Annotated in this window: 25 protein-coding genes; 11 read left to right on the forward strand and 14 right to left on the reverse strand. The window is 35.0% G+C overall.

What is annotated here, in order from left to right; all coding sequences use genetic code 11:
• Positions 1-62: 62 nt before the first annotated feature.
• Entirely contained in the window at positions 63-1,067 is a 1,005-nt protein-coding gene (locus OLM53_RS06530; RefSeq protein ID WP_264522233.1) for a 3-oxoacyl-ACP synthase III family protein, read from the reverse strand.
• Positions 1,068-1,204: 137 nt separating this feature from the next.
• Between OLM53_RS06530 and OLM53_RS06535 the strand changes: the two genes are divergently transcribed.
• Complete coding sequence (locus tag OLM53_RS06535) at positions 1,205-3,619, forward strand: alpha/beta hydrolase family protein (RefSeq protein WP_264522234.1); 2,415 nt, start codon at positions 1,205-1,207, stop codon at positions 3,617-3,619.
• Positions 3,620-3,646: 27 nt separating this feature from the next.
• Here the strand turns inward: OLM53_RS06535 and OLM53_RS06540 are convergent, their stop codons facing one another.
• Positions 3,647-4,570 carry an ABC transporter ATP-binding protein gene (locus tag OLM53_RS06540; protein WP_264522235.1) on the reverse strand — a complete coding sequence of 308 codons (924 nt, stop codon included), beginning with the start codon at positions 4,568-4,570 and terminating at the stop codon, positions 3,647-3,649.
• 180 nt (positions 4,571-4,750) lie between these two features.
• Between OLM53_RS06540 and OLM53_RS06545 the strand changes: the two genes are divergently transcribed.
• Positions 4,751-6,166 (forward strand): complement C1q domain-containing protein, encoded by a 1,416-nt coding sequence (locus OLM53_RS06545; protein ID WP_264522236.1) that lies wholly within the window; start codon positions 4,751-4,753, stop codon positions 6,164-6,166.
• A 73-nt stretch (positions 6,167-6,239) separates the two neighbouring features.
• On the opposite strand, the gene OLM53_RS06550 is transcribed toward OLM53_RS06545, so the two are convergent.
• The 4 genes from OLM53_RS06550 to OLM53_RS06565 all read right to left on the reverse strand — a co-directional run bounded on the left by OLM53_RS06550 (position 6,240) and on the right by OLM53_RS06565 (position 9,543).
• On the reverse strand, positions 6,240-7,550 hold the full coding sequence (locus tag OLM53_RS06550) for an ABC1 kinase family protein (RefSeq protein ID WP_264522237.1): 1,311 nt from the start codon (positions 7,548-7,550) through the stop codon (positions 6,240-6,242).
• Between the two features lies 1 nt (position 7,551).
• A complete protein-coding gene (locus tag OLM53_RS06555; RefSeq protein ID WP_264522238.1) occupies positions 7,552-8,220 on the reverse strand; it encodes a TetR family transcriptional regulator C-terminal domain-containing protein in 669 nt (222 codons plus the stop codon).
• Between the two features lie 144 nt (positions 8,221-8,364).
• Positions 8,365-9,060 carry an OmpA family protein gene (locus OLM53_RS06560; RefSeq protein WP_264522239.1) on the reverse strand — a complete coding sequence of 232 codons (696 nt, stop codon included), beginning with the start codon at positions 9,058-9,060 and terminating at the stop codon, positions 8,365-8,367.
• Positions 9,061-9,072: 12 nt separating this feature from the next.
• Complete coding sequence (locus OLM53_RS06565; protein WP_264522240.1) at positions 9,073-9,543, reverse strand: lipocalin family protein; 471 nt, start codon at positions 9,541-9,543, stop codon at positions 9,073-9,075.
• Positions 9,544-9,718: 175 nt separating this feature from the next.
• Between OLM53_RS06565 and htpG the strand changes: the two genes are divergently transcribed.
• The 5 genes from htpG to OLM53_RS06590 all read left to right on the forward strand — a co-directional run bounded on the left by htpG (position 9,719) and on the right by OLM53_RS06590 (position 15,851).
• Positions 9,719-11,620, forward strand: coding sequence for a molecular chaperone HtpG (gene htpG, locus OLM53_RS06570; protein WP_264522241.1), 1,902 nt, complete (start codon positions 9,719-9,721; stop codon positions 11,618-11,620).
• 156 nt (positions 11,621-11,776) lie between these two features.
• Positions 11,777-12,181, forward strand: coding sequence for a DUF2721 domain-containing protein (locus OLM53_RS06575; RefSeq protein ID WP_264522242.1), 405 nt, complete (start codon positions 11,777-11,779; stop codon positions 12,179-12,181).
• A gap of 51 nt (positions 12,182-12,232) precedes the next feature.
• Positions 12,233-14,368 carry a T9SS type A sorting domain-containing protein gene (locus OLM53_RS06580; protein WP_264522243.1) on the forward strand — a complete coding sequence of 712 codons (2,136 nt, stop codon included), beginning with the start codon at positions 12,233-12,235 and terminating at the stop codon, positions 14,366-14,368.
• Positions 14,369-14,417: 49 nt separating this feature from the next.
• Positions 14,418-15,182 carry an NYN domain-containing protein gene (locus OLM53_RS06585; protein WP_264522244.1) on the forward strand — a complete coding sequence of 255 codons (765 nt, stop codon included), beginning with the start codon at positions 14,418-14,420 and terminating at the stop codon, positions 15,180-15,182.
• 60 nt (positions 15,183-15,242) lie between these two features.
• On the forward strand, positions 15,243-15,851 hold the full coding sequence (locus OLM53_RS06590; protein WP_264522245.1) for a YkgJ family cysteine cluster protein: 609 nt from the start codon (positions 15,243-15,245) through the stop codon (positions 15,849-15,851).
• A gap of 109 nt (positions 15,852-15,960) precedes the next feature.
• Here the strand turns inward: OLM53_RS06590 and OLM53_RS06595 are convergent, their stop codons facing one another.
• Positions 15,961-16,116, reverse strand: coding sequence for a hypothetical protein (locus OLM53_RS06595; RefSeq protein WP_264522246.1), 156 nt, complete (start codon positions 16,114-16,116; stop codon positions 15,961-15,963).
• A 136-nt stretch (positions 16,117-16,252) separates the two neighbouring features.
• Between OLM53_RS06595 and OLM53_RS06600 the strand changes: the two genes are divergently transcribed.
• Positions 16,253-16,618: a helix-turn-helix domain-containing protein gene (locus OLM53_RS06600; RefSeq protein WP_264522247.1), complete on the forward strand. Its 366-nt coding sequence runs from the start codon at positions 16,253-16,255 to the stop codon at positions 16,616-16,618.
• A 100-nt stretch (positions 16,619-16,718) separates the two neighbouring features.
• On the opposite strand, the gene carB is transcribed toward OLM53_RS06600, so the two are convergent.
• Both carB and rpmH read right to left on the reverse strand, forming a co-directional pair.
• On the reverse strand, positions 16,719-19,571 hold the full coding sequence (gene carB / locus OLM53_RS06605) for a carbamoyl-phosphate synthase large subunit (RefSeq protein WP_264522248.1): 2,853 nt from the start codon (positions 19,569-19,571) through the stop codon (positions 16,719-16,721).
• Positions 19,572-19,820: 249 nt separating this feature from the next.
• Positions 19,821-19,982 (reverse strand): 50S ribosomal protein L34, encoded by a 162-nt coding sequence (gene rpmH / locus OLM53_RS06610; RefSeq protein WP_008464848.1) that lies wholly within the window; start codon positions 19,980-19,982, stop codon positions 19,821-19,823.
• A gap of 157 nt (positions 19,983-20,139) precedes the next feature.
• Between rpmH and OLM53_RS06615 the strand changes: the two genes are divergently transcribed.
• Complete coding sequence (locus OLM53_RS06615; protein WP_264522249.1) at positions 20,140-20,655, forward strand: DUF2892 domain-containing protein; 516 nt, start codon at positions 20,140-20,142, stop codon at positions 20,653-20,655.
• 49 nt (positions 20,656-20,704) lie between these two features.
• Here the strand turns inward: OLM53_RS06615 and OLM53_RS06620 are convergent, their stop codons facing one another.
• Together OLM53_RS06620 and OLM53_RS06625 are read right to left on the reverse strand one after the other, a co-directional pair.
• Positions 20,705-21,598, reverse strand: coding sequence for a lytic transglycosylase domain-containing protein (locus OLM53_RS06620; RefSeq protein ID WP_264522250.1), 894 nt, complete (start codon positions 21,596-21,598; stop codon positions 20,705-20,707).
• A 136-nt stretch (positions 21,599-21,734) separates the two neighbouring features.
• On the reverse strand, positions 21,735-22,400 hold the full coding sequence (locus OLM53_RS06625) for an alpha/beta hydrolase (protein WP_264522251.1): 666 nt from the start codon (positions 22,398-22,400) through the stop codon (positions 21,735-21,737).
• A 69-nt stretch (positions 22,401-22,469) separates the two neighbouring features.
• Between OLM53_RS06625 and OLM53_RS06630 the strand changes: the two genes are divergently transcribed.
• Positions 22,470-22,781: a GNAT family N-acetyltransferase gene (locus OLM53_RS06630; protein ID WP_264522252.1), complete on the forward strand. Its 312-nt coding sequence runs from the start codon at positions 22,470-22,472 to the stop codon at positions 22,779-22,781.
• Between the two features lie 70 nt (positions 22,782-22,851).
• Entirely contained in the window at positions 22,852-23,193 is a 342-nt protein-coding gene (locus tag OLM53_RS06635) for a hypothetical protein (RefSeq protein ID WP_264522253.1), read from the forward strand.
• Here OLM53_RS06635 and mtaB read toward each other — a convergent pair.
• From mtaB to OLM53_RS06650, 3 genes are all read right to left on the reverse strand, one after another.
• Positions 23,190-24,518 (reverse strand): tRNA (N(6)-L-threonylcarbamoyladenosine(37)-C(2))-methylthiotransferase MtaB, encoded by a 1,329-nt coding sequence (mtaB, locus tag OLM53_RS06640; RefSeq protein ID WP_264522254.1) that lies wholly within the window; start codon positions 24,516-24,518, stop codon positions 23,190-23,192. The genes OLM53_RS06635 and mtaB overlap by 4 nt on opposite strands.
• Positions 24,519-24,802: 284 nt before the next feature.
• Entirely contained in the window at positions 24,803-25,978 is a 1,176-nt protein-coding gene (locus OLM53_RS06645; RefSeq protein ID WP_264522255.1) for a GlmU family protein, read from the reverse strand.
• A gap of 103 nt (positions 25,979-26,081) precedes the next feature.
• Positions 26,082-26,333 (reverse strand): type B 50S ribosomal protein L31, encoded by a 252-nt coding sequence (locus tag OLM53_RS06650; RefSeq protein ID WP_264522256.1) that lies wholly within the window; start codon positions 26,331-26,333, stop codon positions 26,082-26,084.
• Positions 26,334-26,494: the final 161 nt, after the last annotated feature.

Raw genomic sequence — 26,494 nt, forward strand, 5'->3', positions numbered from 1 at the left:
TTGCTGCATCTAGTGTAGTTAATCTCTCAATCATTCACAATTCACAATTCACAATTCACAATTTACCATTTAATTATAGCGCTTGCCCAAGTAAATCCACTACCAAAAGCTGCTAAAACAACAGTATCTCCTTTCTTAATTTTTCCTTGTTCCCATGCTTCAGTTAATGCAATCGGAATAGAAGCTGCTGTAGTGTTACCATATTTTTGAATGTTATTGAAAACCTGATCATCCGTCAATCCGAATTTCTTCTGGATAAACTGTGAAATTCTCAAATTCGCCTGATGTGGTATCAACATATCAATATCGGAAACTTCCAAATTATTCGCTTTCAAACCTTCATTAATTACTTCGCTAAAACGAACAACAGCATGTTTAAAAACAAATTGCCCATTCATATATGGAAAATAACTTTCGTCATCTGGATTGTTTTCTGCCAAAATATCAGTAACCCATCTTCCTCCCATTCCAGGTGCTAAAACCGCTAATTCTTTAGCATGCTCTCCTTCTGAATGTAAGTGTGTAGAAAGCACTCCACTTCCATCCTCACTTCTTGTCAAGACAACCGCTCCTGCCCCATCTCCAAAAATAACGGAAACACCACGACCACGAGTAGTCATATCTAATCCCAATGACTGCACTTCAGAAGCTACCACTAAAATGTTTTTATACATCCCCGTTTTGATAAACTGGTCAGCCACTGACAAAGCATATATAAAGCCCGAGCATTGATTACGAATATCCAAAGCTCCTACTGTTTTGAGCCCCATTTGTTTTTGTAGTTCAACTCCTGGTCCTGGAAAATAATAATCAGGTGAAATGGTAGCAAAAACAATAAAATCGATATCATCATTTGAAATCCCAGCACGTTCGATAGCAATTGTTGCCGCTTTTACACCCATAGATGTTGTGGTATCCTGCCCACGAACAATATGTCTTCTTTCTTGAATACCTGTTCTTTCTTGAATCCATTCGTCGTTGGTATCCATTATTTTAGATAAGTCATCATTGGTCACAACATTATCTGGAACATAAAATCCTAAGCCTGATATTTTAGATTGGTACATAATTGTTTTTATTAAATTATCAAAAAGCAAGAGACAAAATTAAACATTTTTAAATGGGAACGATTTTATTTTAGAATTTAATAAAATGTAACAACTCCTTTGTAAATTAGACCAATCAAAAATCAAATATTAATCTTATGAGAAACCGTATTTTACTCTTCCTTATTTTTTGCCTTTCAGCTACAATTGCTAAAGCTCAAGAAAACCTTACGTATCAAAAACCATCTGCTAGTATTTTGGCTTTAGCCGATTATGAAAGAGCTCCAAGTGTAAGTATGAATTCGAAAAAAGAATATATTCTTTTCTCCTATCGAAGCACTTATAAAACCCTTGATGATTTAAATCAGGAAGAATTACGCTTAGGCGGTTTAAGGATTAATCCGATTACTAACATTTCCAGTTCAGCGAATTATATTTCTAACTTAAAAATTAGAAAAGTAAATGATAAAGTGGAAACTCAAATTAGTGGTTTACCTGCTAACCCAAAAATCTCAAACATCAGTTGGTCTCCAAACGAAAACAAAATTGCATTTACAAATACGATTGCCACCGGAGTTGAATTATGGGTTATAGATGTGGTTTCGGCATCAGCTAAAAAAATCACTGAAGCTAATTTAAATGCCAATCTCGGAAGTCCATTCAACTGGATGAAAGACAGCGAAACTTTATTAATCAAAACGATTCCTAAAAATCGCCCTACCTTAATTGATAGTAAAAAAGATTTGCCAAAAGGACCAACCGTTTCTTCAAGTGATGGTTCAAAATCGCAAAACAGAACGTATCCCGATTTGCTAAAAAACAAAACGGATGAAACTAATTTTGAAACCTTAATGACCTCAGAACTATATAAAGTAAACCTATCTAGTAAAATTGATTTTTTCAAAGGAAGTGATTTATATGCTGGCGAAAGTTTTTCTCCTGACGGCAATTTTTTAATGATAACAACTATCCTAAAACCGTTTTCTTATATCGTTCCATACAATAGATTCCCTTTAAAAACTATTGTTTATGATGTTACTGGAAGAGAAATTAAGGTAGTAAATGAAGTACCTTTAAACGAGGTGATTCCAAAAGGGTTTTCATCGGTCAGAAAAGGAAAAAGAAACATGGGCTGGAGAGCTGATAAACCAGCAACCTTATCTTATGTAGTATCACTTGATGAAGGTGATCAAGCAAAAAAAGCTGATTTCAGAGATGAACTTTTCTCATGGGATGCTCCATTTACAAACGAACCAGTTTCTCTTGTAAAAACCCAACAACGTTTTGATGGCGTGCTTTGGGGTAATGACAACATTGCAATCGTTTCAGATGAATGGTATGATACTAGAAATACAAAAACCTACATAATCAATCCATCTAATCCTAGTCAAGCTCCAAAAATTATATCCGATAGAAATTCTCAAGATATTTATTCCGATCCAGGCAATTTTGAAACCAAAAGAAACGAGTACAATCGCTATGTTTTGGCTATTGAAAACAATAATGCTTATTTGATTGGAGACGGATTTACAAAAGAAGGTCAGTTTCCGTTTATTGATGAATATAACTTGGGAACTTTAAAAACAAAACGTCTCTATACCTCATTATATAAAGACAAAAAAGAAAGTTTATTATCTATTGAAGATTTTAAAAAAGGAGAAGTATTAGTCCAAATTCAATCAAAAAATGAATTTCCAAACTATTATTTCAGAAATCTAAAATCAAAAAAATTGACCCAACTTACTACCTTCAAAAACCCGTTTGAAAGCATCAAAAATGTTTATAAAGAAGTGATTAAATACAAACGTAAAGATGGTGTTGATCTTTCGGGAACATTATATTTACCTGACGGATATGACAGAGTTAAAAAATCGGAGAAATTACCTTTACTGATTTGGGCTTATCCAGAAGAATTTAAAGATAAAAACTCCGCAGGTCAAAACAAACAAAATCCAAATGAGTTTACCTTTCCTTATTATGGTTCGTTTGTATATTGGGTAACCAAAGGCTATGCCGTACTTGATGATGCTTCGTTTCCAATTATTGGTGAAGGAACGACTGAACCAAACGACACATTCATGACACAATTAGTTGACGATGCTGCTGCCGCTATTGATGCCGTAGATAAATTGGGTTACATCAATAGAAAAAAATGTGCTATTGGAGGCCATTCCTATGGTGCATTTATGACCGCTAATTTATTGACACATTCTAATCTTTTTGCCTGCGGAATTGCTAGAAGCGGGGCTTATAATAGAACTTTAACTCCATTTGGTTTCCAAAGCGAACAACGAAATTATTGGGATATCCCCACTATTTACAACGAAATGTCACCTTTCATGAATGCAGATAAAATGAAAACTCCATTGCTTCTTGTTCACGGAGATGCTGATAATAATCCAGGAACATTTACATTGCAATCAGAGCGTTATTTTCAGGCTTTGAAAAATTTGGGAGCACCCGTTCGATTAGTTTTATTACCAAAAGAGCAACATAGTTATGTGGCGAAAGAAAATATTCTCCATTTATTATGGGAACAAGATCAGTTCTTAGAAAAGTATTTAAAAAACTAAAGTTAAAAGCCCTAAAGTCTACTGATTTTAGGGCTTCTTTTTTAAATGAACTTGACTTCCGATTTCGATTTCATTGTCACTTGCAAAGAATAGTGATTGGCTTTTATGATTGGCTTCAATCAAATAGTGACTTCCTAGAAAATAAGAACTCACCACCTCAACTTTTATGTTTGATTTTGATACAATTTCTAATTGATGTGGATAAACGAATGCTGCTTTGCCATCAATTTCAATTTCGTTAGTATCCCCAAAAAGTGACGCAATGTATTTAGTTTTGGGATGATTGTAAATTTCTTTTGGATTTCCTTCTTCTATGATTTGACCGTCTTTTAAAACCAAAACGGCATCGGCAAAAGACAACACATCAGAACTATCATGGGTAGCAAAAATCGCAGTAATTTGTTTTTCTTTTAAATACCCAAAAAGTTTTCTGCGTAAACTATTTTTCCTGAAATTATCAATGTGACTAAAAGGCTCGTCAAGTAATAAAACTTCGGGTTCAAGAGCTAAGACTCTGGCTAAAGCTACTCTTTGCATTTGTCCGCCACTTAGATTTTTTGCTTTTATATTGGCATAATCTGTCATTTCAACAATATCTAAAAGCTCAGCAATTCGCTCCTTTTTCTTTTCAAAATAAATATTAGAAAGGTATTTCCCTACATTTTCGGCAACGGTGATAAAAGGCATTAAATCAAAGTCTTGAGCTAGATATTTCATAAAATCCATTCCTGGAATAAGATGAAACTTTGGCCCTAAAACTGGATGGGTATTCCAAAATATTTCCCCTTTATCTAAATCATACAAGCCATATATAAGTTTTAACAACGTACTTTTACCACAACCGCTTTCGCCAATAAAAGCAAGGCTTCTCCCTTTTTCTAAAGTAAAAGAAATGGCATTTATTGTTGGTTTTTCTTTATAAGAAAATGATATATTTTTAACTTCTAGCATAAGGAAACTTGATTTACAAAATTGAACATTCTATTATGAAATAAAAAATTTAATTAGCTTACTATTTAGTTTTCTTAAAGCTAATAGACTTTAACATTCAGATTTTGAATGTTATTTTTATGAATTTTGTTAAATTAAACATACTTTTGTATACCCAATATCAGTAAATATAGGAGATTGATGAAATTGAAAATCTACATAACACTACTTTTACTTTTAGTAGTAGGATTAACTCATGCGCAAGTAGGCATAGGAACAACTTCTCCTAACGCGTCATCAATGCTTGACATTACATCAACTAATAGTGGCCTTTTGATTCCAAGAGTGGCTTTAACTAGTGTCAGTGATGTAACCACTATTGCTTCTCCTGTAACTTCATTATTAGTTTATAATTCAGGCTTTTCGCCAAATGGTTATTATTATTGGAATGGTACGATTTGGGTTCAATTGGCAACTGTAAATAATACAAATTGGTCATTAACTGGGAACTCTGGAACAAGTGCAGCAACCAATTTTTTAGGAACTACTGATGATGTAGATATTGTTTTCAAACGATTTAATACTAGAGCTGGATTTATTGGAAATCCTAATACGTCAACTGGAAATAAAAACACCTCATTTGGTGCTAATTCATTAAATGCTGCAGGAACAGGGATAAGAAATACGGCTATTGGGACCAATGTCATGCCAAGTAATACCACTGGGCAACTTAATGTTTCTATTGGAGATCAATCTATGTTTTCAAACCAAGGTGGAAGTACGAATACAGTAATTGGTGTGGGAGCTTTGTTTTCTAATACATCAGGAAGTGAAAATGTGGCTATAGGTAGACAAGCGCTTACAAGCGCTAATGCCAATGCCAATACTGCCCTAGGTTTTGCAACACTACGACAAAATGCTTCTGGAATAAATAATGTTGCTATTGGTCATCAAGCTGCTTATAATGAAACAGGTAGTAATAAATTATATATTGAGATGTCAACTGGTGTAAATGGTGTTGATTCAAGTGTAGATAATGCCCTTATTTATGGTGAGTTTGACAATAGAATCGTGAGAACCAATGGTACAATTCAAGTGGGAAATCCAGCGACAACAGGTTATGCTTTTCCAACTAATAGAGGGACATCTGGACAAGTGCTACAAACAAACGGAGCAGGAGTAACTTCATGGACTACAGCTAACAATACGCTTTCAGTAGTCCGAACCAATTTAAGTACTAACCAATCTCTTGGAACAAGTGGATGGCAAAAAGTATCTTTTAATACCGTAGTTTTTGATGCTAATTCTGAATTTAATACAGGAACAAATCGATTTGTTGCGGCAAAAACTGGCTACTACGAAATCAATGCAGGCTTTCACACCTTCAATCAAAGTGATAACAATTACTACGGAATTGCGGTTTATAAAAATGGTTCTGAATATCAAGAAACTTCAGCGCATCATTATGGAATCAATCTTATTTCAAGAACCATCAACTGTTTGATTAGCCTTACTGCTGGAGATTATATCGAAATATATGCGCACAATACCTTTAGTGGTACCACCATTGATTCTTTTTCAGGGAAAACGTATTTTGAAGTAAAACAAATTCGATAAAAAAATAAGAGCGACAAAACTAAAAAGTGTAATATCGCTCTTATCAACCTAACCAGTAACTAATCTTATTTCATCAAGAAATATACTTTTCAAATGACTTAGTATCAATTCTTGCTTTCAAATCGTGTAGTAAATTATAGAGTCCAAAAAAGGTTCTGTTGATATATAAAAAGTGTTTAGAACCTCTATTCCCATTCATTTTTCTTAGTTGTGAATCTTTGGCAAACTCTTCTCCCATAGTAGCAATTTGTCCAAAGAAATCTTCATCAGAAAAATCAAAGAAATCCCCATGAAAGGGTTTAGTAAACAAACTTAATAAGTCATGGAAAATTCTAGTAAAATAAACAATTTCTTCTTTAGAATCATCTGAACGTAAAATCTCTAATTCATATAATTTTTCAGTAAATAAATCTGGATTACCAATAATATCTGGGTTTGCCAATTCAAAATAAGGAACATAAAAGGCTTCTGGCACTTGTTTAATACAACCAAAATCTATCGCAACCAAATTGTCGTCTTTATCAATCAAAAAATTTCCAGGATGAGGGTCAGCATGCACTTGCTTTAAATGATGCATCTGATACATATAAAAATCCCACATGGCTTGACCAATTTTATCCCCTTTGATTCGATCTTCATTATGAGAGGTAAATTCAGATAAGTGCTCTCCCTCAATCCACTCCATTGTTAGAATTTTTTCAGAAGATAACTCAGGATAGTATTTCGGAAAACGTAAATTAACAATAGATTGACACCAATCGGATACCTCTATACTTTGCTTTAACTCTAATACATAATCGGTTTCTTCCAATAATTTATTTTCAACTTCTTGAAAATATTTTTCAGAATCTTTCCCTTTTAAGTTAAACATTCTCGTTGCAAATGGCTTTACCAAAGCTAAATCAGAACTGATACTCTCCGCCACTCCAGGATATTGGATTTTCACAGCAAAATTTTTCCCATTCTTAGTTGCTTTGTGTACCTGACCGATACTAGCAGCATTCATGGCATCTGGAGTGAACGAATCGTATATTTCTTCCGGGAATTTTCCCAAATATTTTTTAAATGTTTTTCTAACTAATGGTGCAGATAAAGGCGGAACCGAAAACTGAGAAAGCGAAAACTTATCCACATAAGCTTGTGGCATAATACTTTTGTCCATACTCAACATTTGAGCTACTTTTAAAGCACTTCCCTTTAAATTTTTTAATCCATCATAAATATCCTCAGCATTATTTTCATTGAGCTTATCTCGGTTCAATGAAGGGTTGACCATCTTTTCCCCATAATAAGCGACATAGTTTCCTCCTACTTTAAAACCAGTTTTAACTAACTGACTGGCTCGTTCAATTTTTCCAGTTGGAATTTTATCTAATGTTTTCATTTTATTTTTTTTCTTTCCAAAGGAATTTTCCCAAGTCAAATAAATTTTCTAATTGTTTTGTATCCAATAAACCTACTACAGTAGTCACCGATTTCTCAATCAAAACATCAGTCTTTTCAAAACTTTTTGAAGTGTCCTCTATCCAAAACTTCAATAAAAACAAAAACTGTATCCATGCTCCTTCAGAGAAAACAGGCTCACTCACTTTTAGTAACTTTTCATTTCCAGATGTGGAGCTTTCTCTGATAATTGCAACTATAAAATCTTTAAATCTATTTCTAAATTGTTTTAGCGATTTTAAATTTTTTAATCCTTGATTGTTTTCTTTAAGTGCAAACAAAACATAAGATCTATTTAATGTCAACACCTCAAAAAGAGTAAAATACAAGGTCAATAATTTGTCTTTGTCAGAGTATCCATTATAGGAGGTATCTTTTTCAATAGAAGTAATGGTATTTTCAAAAAATTTAACCCAAACTTCTTGTTTCAAGGAATCAAAAGACCCAAAGAAAGTATAGAAATCACTTTCTTCTATTTCGTGTTTCGAACAAAAAACGAAGACATTCTTAGGTTCTTCATTATGAAGCAATGCATCATTCATATAAAGTGAAATGATTTTATCATCATCCATGATTTCTTTCTTTGCGGAAGCTTTTTTTGTTGTTGCCATGATTCTAATTTTAAACTGCATAAAGATACGAACTGTTTAACTATTTTAAATATTTATTAAACAAAATATTTTGTTAAAGTTTTAATGGCATAAAAAAAAGCCACCTTTTTCAAGGCAGCTTTCAATAATATTTGCATTTTGAATCTATTTCCCAGCTTGCTTTTGGGCATCTTGAACCATTTTCTCATTAGCTGTAATAGCAAACTCTACTCTTCTATTTTGACTTCTTCCTTCTGGAGTATCATTAGTAGCAATTGGATCTGCAATTCCTAAACCTGTAGTCGCAAATCGAACATTACTAATCCCTTTTCCAGCTAAATAACTTCTAACAGAAGCCGCTCTTTGATCTGATAATTTCAAATTATATTCAGCAGAACCTGTGTTGTCAGTATAGCCATAAATTTGAATATTAGTATCTGGATATTGATTAAAAACTGGAATCAATTTATCCAAATTAGCTTTTGCACCTGCCGTTAAAGTGGATTTATTAGTATCAAATCGAACCGAATTTTCACCTAGTGTCAGTTTAATTCCTTCTCCTACTCTTTCTACTTGAGCACCTGGCAAAGCAGTTTGAATTTCACGTGCTTGCTTGTCCATTTTATTTCCAATTACACCTCCGGCAACACCACCGATAACTCCACCTAAAACTGCTCCAAGAGCACCATTACCACCTTTGCCAATATTATTCCCTAAGATTCCACCTATAAGGGCTCCTCCAACGGCTCCAATGGCAGCGCCACGTTGTGTTTTATTAGTGTTTTTTACTGATTCACAACTTGTGAATAAATTCCCTAAAAGAAAAAGACTTGCTAAAGCAACTATTTTGATATTTTTCATAATCTTATTTTTTTAATTTCTGTTAAATTGATAAACTACATCTGTCATTTTTTCTGCAACATTAATTTTGTCTATCAATTGAAATGAATTTTCTGTAATATTGGCAACTCTCAAAACATAACCAGTAGTAACCTTTTTGGCTTTTGTTTCATCTAAAATTTTCATGACAAACTCTCCATCTTTATTTATAAACCATGTTATAGGGGTGCTATAAGCAGTACATTTGGAAGAAGTTAATGAAAAATTGCCTTTATTGTTGTTGGAAATAAGTTTCCAAGTACTACCAACAAAACATTTAGAATCTGCCAAATCAAATGAAGTTACTTTTATTACATTAGACCCTGGATAAGTAACAGAACTTATCGTCCAGTCTCCTTTCAAATCAACCTGTGATTTTGAATCTAATTTAGTACTCGTAGCTGAAGTTGATTTACAAGAAAAAATCAAAAGCGAGACCAAGCTTACAAAAATAATTTTTTTCATACGTTTAAATTTATATTATCAATTGCAAATATACGCTCATTTTTAAAATGAAATTTACATAATCCTACTAAATTCTTGTAGAATTGTTACTACGTCAATTTGTCATAATTACTATAAGTGGTCTCACTTTTGAGTAGTAAATAAGCAAATCGTTTAATCTTAAAAATAAAACAATATGACAACAGGAAAAATTAATGTATCAGTAGAAAACATCTTTCCACTAATCAAGAAGTTTTTATACAGCGACCACGAAATTTTCTTGCGCGAATTAGTATCCAACGCTACGGATGCTACGCTTAAATTAAAACACTTAACCAGCATTGGCGAAGCCAAAGTAGAATATGGCAACCCAATCATCGAAGTAAAAATCGATAAAGAAGGTAAAAAACTTCACCTCATTGATCAAGGTCTTGGCATGACAGCCGAAGAAGTAGAAAAGTATATCAACCAAGTGGCTTTCTCTGGCGCTGAAGAGTTTTTAGAGAAGTATAAAGACTCTGCCAAAGATTCAGGTATCATCGGTCACTTCGGTCTTGGTTTCTATTCGGCCTTCATGGTTGCCGAAAAAGTAGAAATCATTACCAAATCCTATAAAGAGGAACCTGCCGCTCATTGGATTTGTGACGGAAGTCCAGAGTTCACCTTAGAGCCACATGACAAAACCGACAGAGGTACCGAAATCATACTTCATATTGCCGAAGATTCTCTAGAATTTTTAGAAGAATACAAAATCCGTGAACTGTTAACCAAATACAACAAGTTCATGCCAGTGCCCATTAAATTCGGAACACGCAAAGAAAAAATCGAACAGAAAAAAGGGGAAAGCGTTGCAGAAGAAAATAAAGACAATATTTTCACTGAAGTGGAAGTCGATAACATCATCAACAACCCAAATCCAGCTTGGACAAAACAACCTGTTGATTTAACTGATGAAGATTATAAAAACTTCTACCGCGAATTGTATCCAATGCAGTTTGAAGAACCTTTATTCAATATTCATTTAAATGTTGACTATCCTTTCAACCTGACTGGAATTTTATACTTCCCAAAAATGTCTGCCGATTTGCAATTGCAAAAAGATAAAATTCAACTATACCAAAACCAAGTATACGTTACCGATAACGTAGAAGGTATTGTACCTGAATTTTTAGGCATGCTAAAAGGAGTAATAGATTCTCCAGATATTCCACTTAACGTATCCCGTTCTTATCTTCAAGCCGACGGTAACGTAAAGAAAATTTCAAACTACATCACTCGTAAAGTAGCCGATAAAATGAAATCGCTATTCAACGAAAACCGCGAAGACTTCGAGAAAAAATGGAACGACATCAAAATCGTCCTAGAATATGGTATGCTTTCAGAACCTAAATTCTACGAAAAAGCTGGTGACTTCGTATTATACCCATCAGTTGATGATAAATATTACACTTTAGCCGAATTAAAAGAAGCCATCACTGCCAACCAAACCGACAAAAACGGAAAGTTAGTTGTACTTTATGCTTCCAACAAAGATGCACAACATGGCTATATCGAAATTGCTAAAGAAAAAGGGTATGAAGTATTACTATTAGATTCTCCTATAGTTTCACACTTAATCCAAAAACTAGAAGGGGATAACGAAAATCTAACTTTTGTTCGTGTAGATTCTGACCATATCGATAAATTAATCCAAAAAGAAGATACTCAAATTTCAAAACTGTCCGAAGAAGAGTCTTCTAAACTAAAAACCGTAGTAGAAGAAATTGTACCAAAAACAAACTACTCCGTACAATTAGAACCAATGGACAGCTCAGCAGCACCATTCATCATCACGCAACCTGAATTCATGCGTCGTATGAAAGAAATGAGTCAATCTGGTGGTGGCGGAATGTTCGGAATGGGCAACTTCCCTGAAATGTATAACTTAGTGGTGAATACCAACTCTGATTTGGCCACTACCATTCTAAATACAGAAGATAAATCAGCCCAAGAAAGTTTAGTAAAACAAGCCTTAGACTTAGCCAAAATCTCTCAAGGATTACTAAAAGGCGAAGAACTAACGGCATTCGTTAAACGTAGCTTTGAGTTGATTAAATAATTCATTTGTCACCCCGAGCGCAGTCGAGGGGTCTGCATAATATAAAACCTGTGAGTTCCAACTTACAGGTTTTTTATTTAAATAAATTCCCGAACTTAGCAGTTCATTGTCACCCTGAGCGCAGTCGAAGGGCATAACTCAAAACTCATAACTAATATGACCCTACACATAGAAACCCCAGCCCTTCTCTTCTCAGCAACATCATTAATATTGCTAGCCTACACCAATCGCTTCCTAACCATAGCCCAAATCGTTAGAAGCCTAAAAAAACACTACGACGAAGTCCATAGCAAAAGTATCCTCCTCCAAATCAAAAACCTCAACTTAAGACTATCGCTTATAAGATACATGCAACTTTTCGGGGTATTATGCCTATTCCTTTCCGTTTTTGCTATGTTCTGCCTATTTCTGGAACAACAAGTATTAGGTATATATCTTTTTGCAGCAAGTCTATTATGCCTACTGACCTCTTTAGGAATCTCCTTTTGGGAAATCAGTATCTCAGTGACTGCCTTACGTTTGCATTTAAGTGATTTGATAGAAGACAAGAAAAGTAAATAAGAATTTTTATATATTTACATTCGTAAGCTACTGTAAATTAAACTATTTACCATGAAACTAAAATTACTTTCTTTCTTTTTATTTTGTTTTTCTATTGCAGTAGCAAAATCTACTGAAAATCCTCCGACGGGAGCTGCAATCGGATTAAAGATGAATGGATTAATGGGGCCTCCTAATTATGTTCAGTTTTATTTTTCTGTAAAAAATACTGGTACCGAAACGCTGACCAATGTATATATAACAGAAGCCCCGGGAACAACCCCTATTATGTATAATTTTACACCGATTGCCAGTTTGGCTCCAGGCGAAGTAGTTATGTTTAATGGATATAAATACGGTGCTTTGTGTTATGACATAAGCCAAACCATTGTCCATGCCACCACTTCAGATACCTCCGTAATTACTGATTTATCATCCGACCCAACAAATTATGAAATTGTTAATGGCTATCCAGAATATGGTTCCTATTATAACGATATCCCAACCCAATCATTTTATTCTGTAAATGTCAGCGCTACAGAAAATGCAGTATACCAGGATTTAAATGGCAATAGTATAGTAGATGTTGGCGACTGCATTAATTATACCTATGAAGTAAACAGTATCGTTCCCTACACAATTATTGATGATAATGCAATTGTAAATCCTACTCAAGGACTAATCACAACCGGTATTCATTATCTTACCAATTCAGATATAAATATTGGCTACGTATATAACAACTCTTATGTAGTATATACAACCGAATGTTTTACAAATGATATGCCTTTTATAGATGATACTCCCTGCTATTCATGCCCAAATCCAGGGTACAATATAGTTACCAAAATAACCGATCTGACACCGCATACAATTTCAGGTAAAGTCAAGCTAAACAATAATAATGACAATTGCGCAACTGGAGTTAATTTCCCTAACCGTAGGATAGCTGCAACCAACAATACTAATACATTTACTTCTTTCACAAATACATCTGGAGATTACTATATTATGGTGCCTAACATGAGCACTAATTATGATATCCTAGCGTCAATAGATTTAAATAGTCATTTTACTAGTAATCCTTCTTCTACAAATGTCTCAACATACAATTCTGTAAATCCAATAGATTATAACAATAATAATTTTTGCATAGGTTCAATAGGGAATTATACAAATCTTAGTGTGGGCATGTTCAAAACCAATGAAGCTATCCCTGGCAACATTGCAAATTATAAAATCCATTTTACCAATAACGGAAGTACCAATCTAAGTGGGAGCATACAATTGACATTTGACAATGGAAAATTAACTTTATCCAATGCCTACCCTGCTCAGAACAGTGCTACTGCCAATACCTTAACATGGAATTACACTAATCTTCTACCTTTCGAAAGCCGCTATATTGATTTGGCTTTTACTGTATCAACGACAGCCATTATGGGCTCCTCACTACCTTTTTCAGTAATTGCCAATCCTATTGCTGGTGATGACTATCCATCTGATAATACCTTTACGTGGAATCAAACCGTAAGAAGCTCCTTCGACCCAAATGATAAAACCGTTATCGAAGGTAGATTTATCGATATCGGACAAACCAATGATTATTTAAATTATGTCACTCAATTCCAAAACACAGGAACCGCAAACGCAACAACCGTTGTAATAAAAGAGACCTTAGATTCAAAATTAGACTGGGATACCTTTGAACCCATAGCATCAAGCCACAACGCCAACATTCAAATCAGAAACGGAAACGAAGTTACCTATACTTTTTCCAACATCAATTTGCCATATGAATCAGCAAACGAACCAGCAAGTCACGGTTGGATGGCCTACCGAATCAAACCTAAAGCAACAATAGCCCTGTGGGACATTATGTCTTCCAGCTCTGCCATTTACTTTGATTATAATCCTCCAATATACACCAATACCGTAACAACACAGGTAACTGCTTTGGCTACAACCAACTTTATCAAAAATAACTTTTCAGTATATCCAAACCCAGCAACAAGCTTCATTACCATAGAAGCCAAAACTAATGTTGATGCTAATTATGAAATCATAGATATCAACGGAAAATCACTGCTAAAAGGAACTATCCAAAGCTTGCAACCTATAAATATTGCTACGCTACAATCCGGTTTTTATTTCGTAACCATCAAAACAGAACAGGAAAAAACTACCTATAAATTAATTAAAAACTAAAGCAAGAAACACTAAAGTCTAAAACCAAAGTGCCATTGCTACAACAATAATGGAAATCAAAAAAGACCTAAAACTAGCCGTACTAATCGATGCCGATAACGTTCCTTACGCTAACGTAAAAGAAATGTTCGAAGAAATTGCCAAATACGGAACCCCAACGTTCAAACGCATCTATGCCGATTGGACCAAACCTACCGTCTCTGGTTGGAAAAAAGTCCTGTTAGAAAATGCCATAACACCCATCCAACAATACAGTTATTCCGTCGGGAAAAACGCTAGCGATAGCGCCCTAATCATCGACGCGATGGATATTCTCTATACCGGAAAAGTAGACGGTTTCTGCATCGTTTCCAGCGATTCCGATTTTACTCGTTTAGCTACTCGCCTTCGGGAAGCCGGAATGAAAGTCATTGGCATCGGCGAAAAGAAAACACTAACGCCATTCATCACCGCTTGCGATAAATTCATTTACATCGAAATCCTAAAGAAAAACGATGAGGAGCCTACAGTAGAAACCAATAATCCAAAACAATCTAAAAATACTAAAGCCCCTGCCAGCAACCCTATCAGCAAAATCGATCCAAAAATCATCAAACTATTCGCCGATAGTATAGACGACATCGAAGATGAAAACGGATGGGCGTTCTTAGGAGAGCTAGGCAACTTAATGCTAAAAAAGAAACCCGACTTCGATTCAAGAAATTACGGTTTCCCAAAATTACTAGCCTTAATCAAAAGCATCAACCGCTTCGAAATTGACGAACGCGATAGTGGCAAAAACAACATCAAACACATCTACGTCAGAAGAAAATAAAAATAATTCAAAATTCACAATTTACAATTCACAATTCAAAATAGCCTACCTTACAAAAAAATGGCTATCGAAACCAAGGTAAAATTAGTAGAACAACTATTTGACCGACTAGAAAAAGAAATCTCCCAGTTCCAATCCCAAACTGGGTTACATTGCATAGCAGGTTGCGGAAGATGTTGCACTACGCCTCACATTGATGCCTCTCCTCTAGAGTTCTTCCCTTGGGCTTTCCACCTCTATCTAAACGGTCAAGCCGAAAGAATGTTAGACGAATTAAACGATTCCAACCAATCCCTTTGCCACATTTACCGACCCCTATCCATAGTAGACAGCGATAACGGAAGCTGCTCCAACTATAAATACCGAGGATTAATCTGTCGCCTTTTCGGATACGCTGCCAGCCGAGACCAATTCGGAAAACTACGCCTAGCCACCTGCAAAATCATAAAAGAAAACCAACCCGATAACTACCAAAATACCACCGAAGCCATCAGCAAAGGCCTCTACATTCCCATCTTCTCCGACTATTACATGCACCTCTCCCAAATCGATTTCAAATTAGCCAAAACTATGCTCCCCGTAAACGAAGCCCTAAAAAGAGCCATCGAAGAAGTCCTCCACTACTACGCCTACCACCCCTTCCCCACCGACCTCAAAACTCCAGCATAGTAAAGGTATTTTCATTTCCTTATTCACAAATAACATCACACCTCACTCTTGTCATACTGAGCCTGCGAAGTATCTTCATTCGTAATTAATAATTCGTAATTATTTGGGGTTATCCCAAACTTCTTTGGGTTAATACCAAACCTCCTTGGGGTAATCCAAAACCCCTATGGGTCAATCCAATATCTCCTTGGGTTAATACAATACCCCCATAGGTTAATCCCATGTCCTTTTGGGTTAATACCAAACCCCCATGGGCTAATCCCATATCCCTTTGAATTAATACCATACCCTGTTAGGTATATACTATATCCCATTGGGTTTATACCAAATGGCACAAAATTTGATAACTATTTGACACAGAAGAACAAATAGTAAATTATGTTGAATCTAATACAAACCATATGAAAACAACCTCCCACTCCGCAAACCAACTCCCACACATGGGTACCTTCATCAAAAACAGAATAGATGAACATAATATTAGATACTCCGAAATAGCAAGAAGAATGAATATCCATCAATCCACAATAAATGGCTATTTTATTCAAGAAACCCTCCAAACCAGAACCCTCTGGAAGCTAAGCCACGCCCTAGGCTACAACCTCTTCACCGATTTAATTCAACAACTCCCTGAAGAACTCCAACAAACCAACAAAACCAGCTTCCAACAACAAATCCAAGAACAAATCCAAGAACAACAACAAGAAATCGAAGCCCTAAAAAAAGAACTCGCCATCTACAAAGAAATCCTAAACAAAAGGATATAAAAAAACCGCCTCAATGTAATCGAGGCGGTTATATATTTTCTTCAAACTGAGCTTGCGAAGTAGCTCCATTCGTAATTGATAATTCGTAATTCGTAATTCTTTATTTACTCAAATACATCTTACGACGCGAATACAACTCATAAAACTGATCATCCTTCAAATCATCAATAAACAAAATACTCTCCCCAGTAGATTTCATCTCAGGACCCAGCGCTTTATTTACATTCGGGAACTTACTAAAAGAAAACACCGGTTGCTTAATAGCATACCCCTTCAACTGCGGATTAAAAGTAAAATCGGTTACTTTATTCACCCCAAGCATCACTTTAGTAGCATAATTCACATAAGGTTCCCCATAAGCTTTAGCAATAAAAGGCACCGTTCTCGAAGCTCTAGGATTCGCCTCAATGATATAAACAATATCATCTTTGATAGCAAACTGTATATTGATTAACCCCACCGTTCTCAAAGCCAAAGCTATCTTCTTCGTATGGTCCTTAATCTGTTGCATCACAAACTCCCCCAAGTTAAAAGGAGGCAAAGTAGCATTACTATCCCCCGAATGGACACCACAAGGCTCAATATGCTCCATGATGCCAATGATATACACATTTTCTCCATCACATATCGCATCTGCTTCTGCCTCAATAGCTCCATCCAAATAGTTATCCAATAACAATTTATTCCCTGGTATGTTTTTCAACAAATCAATCACATGCTCCTCCAACTCCTGCTTATTGATGACAATCTTCATCCCTTGTCCACCCAAAACATAAGAAGGACGAACCAACAAAGGGAAATCCAAAATATCCGCAAGCGCCGAAGCCTGATCCGCATTCTCTGCTACACCAAACTTAGGAAAAGGAATCTTCAACTCTGATAACAACTCAGAAAAACGACCTCTATCTTCCGCTAAATCCAAAGCATCAAAAGAAGTTCCTAATATCTTAATCCCATAGCGATCCAATTTCTCAGCCAACTTCAAAGCCGTCTGTCCTCCCAATTGTACAATCACACCCTCAGGTTGCTCATGTCGAATAATATCATAAATATGTTCCCAAAAAACAGGCTCAAAATATAACTTATCCGCAGTATCAAAATCAGTAGAAACCGTCTCGGGATTACAGTTAATCATAATAGTTTCATAGCCACACTCTTTCGCCGCCAAAACCCCATGAACACAAGAATAATCAAACTCAATCCCCTGCCCAATACGATTCGGCCCCGAACCTAGGACTACTACCTTCTTTTTATTGGTAACCACACTTTCATTATGTACATAACGCTCTCCTGTAGCCGTTTCAATCTCAGCCTCAAACGTAGAGTAATAATATGGAGTTAACGCTTTAAACTCGGCCGCACAAGTATCTACTAGCTTATAAACCCGTTTAATGTTCATCTCATCCCGCAACTTATACACCTGACTTTCCAAACACTGCAACATATGGGCAATCTGTCTATCTCCATAGCCTTTTTGTTTGGCTTCCAATAATAACTCTTTCGGTAAAGTATCTATTTTGTATTGTGAAATCTCTTTTTCTAAATGATACAACTCTTCATATTGTCGCAAAAACCACATATCAATCTTAGTAATCTCATGAATACGAGACAACGGAATCCCCATTGCAATCGCATCATAAATCACAAACACTCTATCCCAACTCGCAAACGTAAGTTTCTCAATAATTTGTTCATAGTTCTTATACCCTTTCCCATCAGCTCCTAAACCATTTCGCTTAATCTCTAAAGATTGAGTAGCTTTATGCAACGCTTCTTGAAAAGAACGCCCAATCCCCATAACTTCTCCAACCGATTTCATTTGAAGTCCCAAGGTTCTATCAGAACCCTCAAACTTATCAAAGTTCCAACGCGGAATCTTCACAATCACATAATCCAAAGTAGGTTCAAACAACGCCGAAGTCGATTTGGTAATCTGATTCTGCAATTCATCCAAGTGATAGCCTAAAGCCAATTTAGTAGCCACTTTAGCAATAGGATACCCAGTAGCTTTAGAAGCTAATGCAGAAGAACGAGACACACGCGGATTAATCTCAATAGCCACAATATCTTCTCTCTCATCCGGAGAAACCGCAAACTGCACATTACAACCTCCAGCAAAGTTCCCAATAGAACGCATCATCAAAATAGCATAATCCCGCATCCTCTGAAAAGTAGTATCCGACAACGTCATGGCGGGTGCCACCGTAATAGAATCTCCGGTATGAATTCCCATTGGATCCATATTCTCAATAGAACAAATAATCACAACATTGTCATTCTGATCCCGAAGCAATTCTAATTCGTATTCCTTCCAACCTAACAAAGCCTTATCAATCAAAACCTCGTGAATTGGAGAAGCTTCTAATCCTCTTGTAAGTAAATCATCAAAGTCTTCTTTTTTATGTACAAAAGCCGCTCCAGTTCCTCCCAAAGTAAACGAAGGCCGAATTACTAAAGGAAAACCAAACTCTTGAGCAATCTCTTTCCCTTTTAAAAAGGAAGTAGCTGTTTTAGCAGGAGCAGTAGGTACATCAATTCTTTGCAACAATTGTTTAAACTGCTCTCTGTCTTCTGTAATATTGATAGCATTAATATCAACCCCTATCAAACGCACATTAAAATCTTTCCAAATGCCTTTTTCATCTGCTTCCAAACAAAGATTCAAAGCCGTCTGTCCTCCCATCGTAGGCAACACAGCATCAATTTGAGGATGGTTTTTAAGAATTTGAATAATCGATTTAGTGGTTAAAGGCAATAAATAAACATGATCCGCCATACTCGGGTCGGTCATAATAGTCGCTGGATTTGAATTAATCAAGATGACTTCAATCCCTTCTTCCCGTAAGGAACGTGCTGATTGTGACCCAGCATAATCAAATTCGCAAGCCTGTCCAATAACAATAGGACCAGAACCTATAATTAAAACCGATTTAATGGAATTGTCTTTTGGCATTGTAGTTAGATTTTTAGATTCTTAGAAAATTAGATTTCTTAGATTTTAGTTGTTTAGTTGTATGTTGTTTATGCTTTTGATTCTAGCCCCGATAGCAGTAGAAATCCTTTTTATTTTTTCTTTAAAAATAAAAAGATTGGAACGGATAGCGGGAAATAGCTCCTGCAACTTATCAATATTTATAAACAGGTTATAAAAAAAGCCGTTACTACTAAAAGTAACGGCTTAATATTGATTAATTGCTAATCATTATTTTTTGTGTCTTGGTTCTGAAGATACAGTCAATTTATGTCTTCCTTTTGCTCTACGACGTGCAAGGACTTTTCTTCCATTTGCAGAAGCCATTCTGTCCATAAATCCGTGTTTATTTCTTCTCTTTCTTTTCGATGGTTGAAACGTTCTTTTGCTCATTGCTTAGTATCTTTAAAATCTTGTATTAATTTCTATGGTATACGGCTCTTTCAAAACCGAGTGCAAATATACAAAGCTTTTTTTTTCTGGCAAGTAGTTTTATAAAAATATTTTCAAATCCTTTTATTACCTTTGCGACCACAAAAAACACAAAATTATGTTTCACAGATTTATTAAATTAATTATAGCTGCTTTACTAGTAGTAACAGCCGTTTGGCAATTCACAGAAGGAAATATAGGAAACGGAATCTTCCTAATTTTACTAACTGCCATTCCAATTTTCCTTTATTATAAAAACGAATTTATCCTTATGGCCTTCTTAAAGTTAAGAAAACAGGATTTCGCAGGGGCTAAAGTGTGGTTAGATAAAATCAAAAACCCAGAAACTGCATTAGTAAGAAAACAACAAGGTTACTACAATTACCTTCACGGTTTAATGTTATCACAAACGAATCTTCATCAATCAGAAAAATTCTTCAAGAAAGCTATTGAATTAGGGTTAAGTATGGATATGGATTTGGCTGTAGCCAAATTAAACTTAGCTGGAATAGCCATGTCAAGAAGACGTAAAATGGAAGCCACTACTTTATTAAACGAAGCCAAAAAGCTAGACAAACAAAACATGCTAAAAGATCAGATCACGATGATGAAAGAGCAGATGAAGAAGATCTAATCATAAATTACTTTATAAAAAAGTCCCAAATTATTGGGACTTTTTTATTTTAATATCCTTCCAAAGGAATTTTAATTTCGTATTTTTTCTTCGTTGGATTTGGTAGTCGTTTATCTCTTAACCAAGGGTTGTGAATTTTTAGGATTTTATAATTAATCCCTTGTGACTTGGCGAAATTGGTTAAATCAGTAATGGTACTATCCACTTCTACACTTTTAGTTGGGATTGGCGCATATAAATCCGTTGGGTATATAGTAAAACCATACTTTGCAGGTTGCTTCATGATTTCTTTCAAAGCCAAAATTCTAAAAACATAACGTGAAGTCTCTTCGGTTAAACCCAAATCATAGTAATTAGTTACTTTTTGCTCATCAATTTTTTTGCTCAAACCGTTCATTCCTCCATTATAAGAGGCAGCGGCCATAGTCCATGTTCCAAATTTTTCTTTAGCTGCTAAAAAATATTTACAAGCAGCCTCAGTCGATTTCTCTAAATGATAACGCTCATCCACAATATCATTCACTTCCATGCCTTTTTCTTTGGCGGTATCAGGCATAAACTGCCAAACTCCTTTGGCTCCAGAGGAAGAAGTAGCATTAATCAAACCGCTTTCAATAACGGCTAAATATTTAAAATCATCAGGTACACCATATTGTTTTAATATAGGTTCGATGATAGGAAAAGCTCTGTTGGCACGTTTTATAATTAGAGCCGTTGTAGCATCTAAATTAGCATTAATAAGTAATTCTCTATCCAATCGTTCTTTAACATCTGTAATTTGCAATGGAGCACTTTCTCCAGCAAAATCGATACTTTCTGGAAAGAACATCGCAGTTCCTTCGTGCATTAGTTTATCTTTATTATCCCCTGCAATTCCAAAAACTAGTAGTCCCGAAAGTATAACAACGGCAAGTGTAGATAATAGGGCTTTATTCGTTTTCATATCTGTAGGATTTATTTTTTTGGTCAGATATGCAATCGCCTTTTATTTGTTGGTGTTTGTTTTCAACAAACTCTTTTTTTGTGGCGATGTCATAATTCATTTATTCGTACTGTAAAACTACAAAAATATGTAGCAATTACTGTTCTTCTAACATAATTTTAGGTAAATTGTCATTGAGCCATCGGTACCTTGTTAAAATCATAATATGGGTTCCACCCTTAACATGTATAGCATTTTTGATATACTGAATTGGAAAAACCTCATCGGCATCTCCATGAATATGGATAATCTCTGCATCAATTTTTGTTCTTTTCCAATTAATGATATTTTCGATGGCCCAGTCTAGATAGCTTTTGTCTCGAACCGATAGAAACTTTTCATATAATTTCAGTCGTTGTTTTAGAATAGAAGAACCAAAAGTATATTTGGCTAAATGCTCCATGTTTTCAAATAACTGTGTTGGTATCAGTTTATAGGCTTTAGTCGTTTTAGCCAGTTTCATCTTTCTTGGTAATTCAACATTCGATTTTACACTTGATATGATAATAACTTTACTTGTATTCAAGAACGATTTCATTTCCTGAACTAAAATCCCGCCAAAGGAAACTCCCACTAAAATAGCCTTATCGTGTTTGACTTTTTTAGCCATACGCAGTGCGTAATGTTCTAGTGTTTCTGCTTTTTCTGGTAAAACCCATTCGAGTAAATGCATTTCAAAAGTGTCTGTTGGGAGCTTGATTCTCTCAAAGATAGAAGAACTTGCTGCCATACCAGGCATAAAATAAACGTGAATTTTAGTCATTATTTAACTGTGAACTCGTTAATTATTAGTAAATTTGCCTAAAAATAATCCTTTTTATTTTACTTGATTATGAACACAACAGTTATTTCGGAAAAAATTGAAATCAAAGACAACACCTTTGCTCGTCAATTTGAAACTTTGGTAGATGGTAAATTGATTTCTGTAGAATATTCATTTCAAGAAAAGAAAATATTCCTAACAAGAATAAACACTTTCGATGGCTTTGAAGATGAAGAATTTATCACTGATTTATTAAAAAACATCATGGAGATTGCTTACGAAAGGAAGCTAAAAGTGGTTCCGATTTTACCAAAAATCGCACTGTTCTTCAGAAAAAACACTACTTATAGAGATTTACTTCCACCTGGAATTAAAATATAAAGTATTAGTTACCGAAAAGGAGTTTCAAATGAAGCTCCTTTTTTTATGGCTTTTTTTTTATATTTATCAAATGAATAGAGAAGATTTTCGCGAAAGTATTATTGCTCTTTTTGAGACTATAGATAAATATTACGGCAGTAAAACAGAAATAACCCAAGGATTATTTTCTGAATTAGATAATCTTGATGCCAATTTAACGGCTTGGAATTTATCCGAATTCGACTTAGTGCGTTCAGCTTACAGAACTAGCGGGGACAAATTCATGTTTGAAGGAAAAGGCGCCTATTACGAAATTTCAGCAGAGCGCATTATTGACTTTAAACAAACCGGAAGAAATAAGTTCGAATTTATTGAACAATATAGCGACACTGTTTTCAGAATTACCAAACTACGGTTTCATTATAAATACTAAACTTCAACATTCAAAAACTCCATTCGAACGGAACCGTCATCATCAATTTTAGTTAAATTGATTTCGTGTAATGTGTTTACTAATTCTGGATTCCAAGGGGTTTTCACTTTTACGTAATTTTCAGTAAAGCCGTGAATATAGCCTTCTTTGTTTTCACTTTCAAAAAGTACCGTTCTATTCGCTCCTATTTGATTTTCATAAAAGGCACGACGTTTTTTTACTGATAAGCCACGAAGCATTTTACTTCTTTTATTTCTAACATTCATCGGGACAACATCTGGCATTTCAGCAGCTTCGGTATTATCTCTTTCAGAATAAGTAAAAACGTGTAGATAAGAAATATCCATTTCGTTTAAGAAGTTGTAAGTCTCTAGAAAATCTTCATCCGTCTCACCTGGAAAACCTACAATAATATCCACACCAATACAAGCATGTGGCATCACTTCACGAATTTTATTTACTCTATCTGTATACACTTCTCGCAAGTAACGACGTTTCATTTTCTTTAAAATAGTGTTACTTCCACTTTGCAATGGGATATGAAAATGCGGCACAAAAGTTCTGCTTTGCGATACAAATTCTATAGTTTCGTTTTTCAAAAGATTAGGTTCTATAGAAGATATTCGGAGTCTTTCAATTCCTTCCACTTCGTCTAAGGCTTTAACCAAATCTAAGAAAGTATGTTCATGCTTCTTATTGCCAAACTCCCCTTTACCATAATCTCCAATGTTCACTCCAGTTAAAACAATTTCTTTGATGCCTTGTTTAGAGATATCGTAAGCATTTTTTAGCACATTATCTAAAGCATCACTTCTAGAAATTCCACGCGCTAACGGAATCGTACAATAAGTACATTTATAATCACATCCATCTTGAACTTTCAGAAAAGCTCGAGTTCTATCACCAATAGAATAACTCCCCACATAAAAATCAGCCTCCTCAATTTCGCAAGAATGCACTTCTCCCATATCATTTTTAGACAAGTCATTAAGATAATCGGTGATTTTGAATTTTTCTGTAGCGCCTAAAACTAAATCTACGCCATCAACTGCAGCTAACTCTTCAGGTTTTAATTGGGCATAACAACCTACAGCTGCAACGAATGCTTTATCGTTGAGCTTCATGGCTTTTTTTACAATTTGCTTGAATTGCTTATCAGCATTTTCAGTAACCGAACAAGTATTGATCACATAAATATCGGCCACTTCTTCAAAATCAACACGATCAAAACCTTCGTCTTGAAAATTTCTCGCGATAGTAGACGTTTCGGAGAAATTCAATTTGCACCCTAAAGTATAAAAGGCGACTTTCTTTTTGTTTTCCATAGTATTGCTCAATTGATGAAATCGTTGTCAAAAATTGAGAGCGCAAAGATACAATAATGTGGTAGTCAGTCAATATTCCATGTATTATTTTTTTAATTAGAATAGCTTTAGCTTTAAAATTTGTTCGGCACAAGTCTAATACAAGTCTAATACAAGTCTAATGAAAAGCCTATTTTTATTAGACTCGTATTAAAATCATAACAGTAGTATATTAAAGGTATTTAGAACAAACTAAGGACATCTATTGATACAATAAAAAAGCACCTTAAAGGTGCTTTCTATTATTATTCTTTTCTGTATTTTTTGGTTTCTTCAAAAACGTGCTCTAGGATTTTGGCATCCTGTTCTGAAAACTCAACCTGTCGCCTAGCCATTACAATTTTAGCGGTTTGGAATGCTTTTGAAGTCAAATAAGTGGTAAATCCTGAAGCGCCTCCCCAAGAGAAACTTGGCACAAAATTTCGTGGAAACCCTGAACCAAAAATATTGGCAGAAACACCAACAACAGTTCCAGTATTAAACATCGTATTGATACCGCATTTACTGTGGTCTCCCATCATTAAGCCACAGAATTGAAGACCAGTTTTAGCAAAGCCTTCTGTTTCATAGCTCCACAAGCGAACTTCTTCATAGTTGTTTTTTAGATTAGAATTATTACTATCGGCTCCAATATTGCACCATTCTCCCAAAACAGAGTTTCCTAAAAATCCGTCGTGACCTTTATTGGAATAGCCCATTAAAACGGAATTGCTCACTTCGCCACCTATAACAGAATGTGGACCAACAGTTGTTGCACCATACACTTTAGTAGCTAACTTCACTCTGCCTGATTCGCACAAAGCAAAAGGGCCACGAATGACAGAACCTTCCATGATTTCTGCATTTTTGCCAATATAAATTGGTCCTGTGGAAGCATTTAAAGTAACAAACTCAAGCTTTGCTCCTTCTTCTATAAATATATTTTCAGGGGAAATTACATTCACACTTTTAGGTATAGGGTGCGAGTTTCTTCCTTCGGTTATTAATTCAAAATCTTCTCGAAGTGCGGCGTCATTTTTGGCAAAAATATCCCAAGTGTGTTCTACTTTCAGGCACTCTTCATTAAATTCAAGTATTTCATAACTGTCAAAATCAACTTCTTCTTGAGTATCGTTAGTGTAAAAAGCAATCACCTCATCGCCTTGAAAAATGGCTTGATTTTTCTCTAAACTGATTACCATTTCAGACAAGATATCATTGGGCAAAAAAGAAGCATTAATCATTACATTGTCTTCCATTTCCACCATAGGGAATTTTTCTGAAAGGTATTCTTCAGTCAAAGTCGTAGTGGTATATCCTAAATGTTTTTCCCATTTTTCACGAATAGTCAAAATTCCGATACGGATATCAGCAACGGGTCTTGTAAAAGTGAATGGTAAAAGGGCATTACGAACTGTTCCGTCAAAAAGTATGTAGTTCATTTTGTTTGTTATGAGTTGTGAGTCCAAAGTTACAAAAGTTTACGGCATAAAAAAACCACTCACTTTCATGAATGGTTTTAATAAAATTGAAACACTAATACAATTATTTTGCGTGTTTAGCGTATTTCGTTTTGAATTTATCAATACGTCCAGCAGTATCGATAAGTTTAGATTTACCTGTGTAAAAAGGGTGAGAAGTTCTAGAGATCTCCATTTTGTACACTGGATATTCAACTCCTTCGTGTGTGATAGTTTCTTTAGTTTCAACTGTTGATTTAGTGATAAATACATCGTCATTTGACATGTCTTTAAAAGCAACTAATCTGTAATTTTCTGGGTGAATTCCTTTTTTCATGATAAATCTTTTTATTGTTATGAAGTAGTTTGTTTTGAAGCTTTCTTTCTGAAAGGTGTAAACTAGCTACAGCTTTTATTAATTCTTTTTTTAATTAGAGTGTGCAAAAATACAACTTTTTTACAATAAACAAAGCGATGTGTAACTTTTTTTAAATAAAC

The organism is Flavobacterium sp. N1994 (genome assembly GCF_025947145.1).
GTDB lineage: Bacteria > Bacteroidota > Bacteroidia > Flavobacteriales > Flavobacteriaceae > Flavobacterium.

Bases quoted from the DNA above. Each gene is read 5' to 3' on its own strand.
- OLM53_RS06645 (WP_264522255.1), bottom strand. From the start codon at position 25,978: ATGAACTACATACTTTTTGACGGAACAGTTCGTAATGCCCTTTTACCA.
- OLM53_RS06535 (WP_264522234.1), top strand. From the start codon at position 1,205: ATGAGAAACCGTATTTTACTCTTCCTTATTTTTTGCCTTTCAGCTACA.
- OLM53_RS06555 (WP_264522238.1), bottom strand. From the start codon at position 8,220: ATGGCAACAACAAAAAAAGCTTCCGCAAAGAAAGAAATCATGGATGAT.
- OLM53_RS06615 (WP_264522249.1), top strand. From the start codon at position 20,140: ATGTTTCACAGATTTATTAAATTAATTATAGCTGCTTTACTAGTAGTA.
- mtaB (WP_264522254.1), bottom strand. From the start codon at position 24,518: ATGGAAAACAAAAAGAAAGTCGCCTTTTATACTTTAGGGTGCAAATTG.
- OLM53_RS06575 (WP_264522242.1), top strand. From the start codon at position 11,777: ATGACCCTACACATAGAAACCCCAGCCCTTCTCTTCTCAGCAACATCA.
- OLM53_RS06585 (WP_264522244.1), top strand. From the start codon at position 14,418: ATGGAAATCAAAAAAGACCTAAAACTAGCCGTACTAATCGATGCCGAT.
- OLM53_RS06545 (WP_264522236.1), top strand. From the start codon at position 4,751: ATGAAATTGAAAATCTACATAACACTACTTTTACTTTTAGTAGTAGGA.
- OLM53_RS06620 (WP_264522250.1), bottom strand. From the start codon at position 21,598: ATGAAAACGAATAAAGCCCTATTATCTACACTTGCCGTTGTTATACTT.
- OLM53_RS06600 (WP_264522247.1), top strand. From the start codon at position 16,253: ATGAAAACAACCTCCCACTCCGCAAACCAACTCCCACACATGGGTACC.
- carB (WP_264522248.1), bottom strand. From the start codon at position 19,571: ATGCCAAAAGACAATTCCATTAAATCGGTTTTAATTATAGGTTCTGGT.
- rpmH (WP_008464848.1), bottom strand. From the start codon at position 19,982: ATGAGCAAAAGAACGTTTCAACCATCGAAAAGAAAGAGAAGAAATAAA.
- OLM53_RS06540 (WP_264522235.1), bottom strand. From the start codon at position 4,570: ATGCTAGAAGTTAAAAATATATCATTTTCTTATAAAGAAAAACCAACA.
- OLM53_RS06650 (WP_264522256.1), bottom strand. From the start codon at position 26,333: ATGAAAAAAGGAATTCACCCAGAAAATTACAGATTAGTTGCTTTTAAA.
- OLM53_RS06625 (WP_264522251.1), bottom strand. From the start codon at position 22,400: ATGACTAAAATTCACGTTTATTTTATGCCTGGTATGGCAGCAAGTTCT.
- OLM53_RS06560 (WP_264522239.1), bottom strand. From the start codon at position 9,060: ATGAAAAATATCAAAATAGTTGCTTTAGCAAGTCTTTTTCTTTTAGGG.
- OLM53_RS06530 (WP_264522233.1), bottom strand. From the start codon at position 1,067: ATGTACCAATCTAAAATATCAGGCTTAGGATTTTATGTTCCAGATAAT.
- OLM53_RS06630 (WP_264522252.1), top strand. From the start codon at position 22,470: ATGAACACAACAGTTATTTCGGAAAAAATTGAAATCAAAGACAACACC.
- OLM53_RS06590 (WP_264522245.1), top strand. From the start codon at position 15,243: ATGGCTATCGAAACCAAGGTAAAATTAGTAGAACAACTATTTGACCGA.
- OLM53_RS06595 (WP_264522246.1), bottom strand. From the start codon at position 16,116: ATGGGATTAGCCCATGGGGGTTTGGTATTAACCCAAAAGGACATGGGA.
- OLM53_RS06565 (WP_264522240.1), bottom strand. From the start codon at position 9,543: ATGAAAAAAATTATTTTTGTAAGCTTGGTCTCGCTTTTGATTTTTTCT.
- htpG (WP_264522241.1), top strand. From the start codon at position 9,719: ATGACAACAGGAAAAATTAATGTATCAGTAGAAAACATCTTTCCACTA.
- OLM53_RS06580 (WP_264522243.1), top strand. From the start codon at position 12,233: ATGAAACTAAAATTACTTTCTTTCTTTTTATTTTGTTTTTCTATTGCA.
- OLM53_RS06550 (WP_264522237.1), bottom strand. From the start codon at position 7,550: ATGAAAACATTAGATAAAATTCCAACTGGAAAAATTGAACGAGCCAGT.
- OLM53_RS06635 (WP_264522253.1), top strand. From the start codon at position 22,852: ATGAATAGAGAAGATTTTCGCGAAAGTATTATTGCTCTTTTTGAGACT.